The organism is Streptomyces sp. NPDC032822 (genome assembly GCF_055578825.1).
Window position 1 is genome coordinate 1 of the sequence record NZ_JBVIOL010000059.1, and the last position, 1176, is coordinate 1176.

General features: G+C 67.7%; 1 pseudogene. It reads right to left on the reverse strand.

Annotated features, from left to right (window positions below):
• A pseudogene (locus ACZ5VD_RS43920) lies at positions 1-1176 on the reverse strand (alpha-1,4-glucan--maltose-1-phosphate maltosyltransferase); the annotation flags it as partial.

Genomic DNA, 1176 nt, shown 5'->3' on the forward strand with positions numbered 1-1176 from the left:
GTCGGTGGTGTGGAAGTGGATGTTCCTGAGTCGGCGGAGGGCGGGGTGGGTGCGGCGGAGGGTGTTGAGGCGGGTGATCAGGGGGGTCAGGGAGTGGCCTTCGCGGTCGGCTGTCTCCCAGTCGCGGTGGGTGAGCTGGTATTTCTCGGAGTTGTGGTATTCCTCGCTGCCCGCGCGCAGGGGGGTGTTCTCGCAGAGTTCGTAGCCGCTGTAGATGCCCCAGGTGGGGGAGAGGGTGGCGGCCAGCACGGCGCGGGTCTCGAAGGCGGGACGGCCGCCGTGCTGGAGGTAGGCGTGCAGGATGTCGGGGGTGTTGGCGAAGAAGTTCGGCCGCATGTAGGCGGCTGCCTGACCGGAGAGTTCGGTGAGGTAGTCGGTGAGTTCCTGTTTGGTGGTGCGCCAGGTGAAGTAGGTGTAGGACTGCTGGAATCCGGACTGGGCCAGGGTGTGCATCATGGCGGGGCGGGTGAACGCCTCGGCCAGGAAGATCACGTCGGGGTCGGTGCGGTTGATGTCCGCGATGACCCGTTCCCAGAACACGACGGGTTTGGTGTGGGGGTTGTCGACGCGGAAGATCCGTACCCCGTGGGCCATCCAGTGCCTCAGGACGCGCAGGGTCTCGGCGATCAGGCCGTCCATGTCGGCGTCGAAGGCGATGGGGTAGATGTCCTGGTACTTCTTGGGCGGGTTCTCCGCGTAGGCGATGGTGCCGTCGGGGCGGTGGTGGAACCATTCCGGATGCTTGTGCACCCAGGGGTGGTCCGGGGAGCACTGCAGGGCGAAGTCGAGGGCGATCTCCAGGTCCAGTTCGCGGGCCCGGGCCACGAAGGCGTCGAAGTCCTCGATGGTCCCCAGGTCGGGATGGACGGCGTCGTGGCCGCCCTCCGGCGAACCGATCGCCCACGGCACCCCCACATCGTGGGGGCCGGGGGAGAGGGTGTTGTTGCGGCCCTTGCGGAAGGTGTGGCCGATCGGATGGATCGGCGGCAGGTAGACGACGTCGAAACCCATCGCCGCGATCGCCTCCAGCCGCCGGGCCGCCGTACGGAACGTCCCATGAGGCCGCTCCGGCGTGCCCTCCGAACGGGGGAAGAACTCGTACCACGAGCCGAACAACGCCCGCTCCCGCTCCACCAGCAACGGCAACGTCTCCGACGCCGTCACGAACTCCCGCAG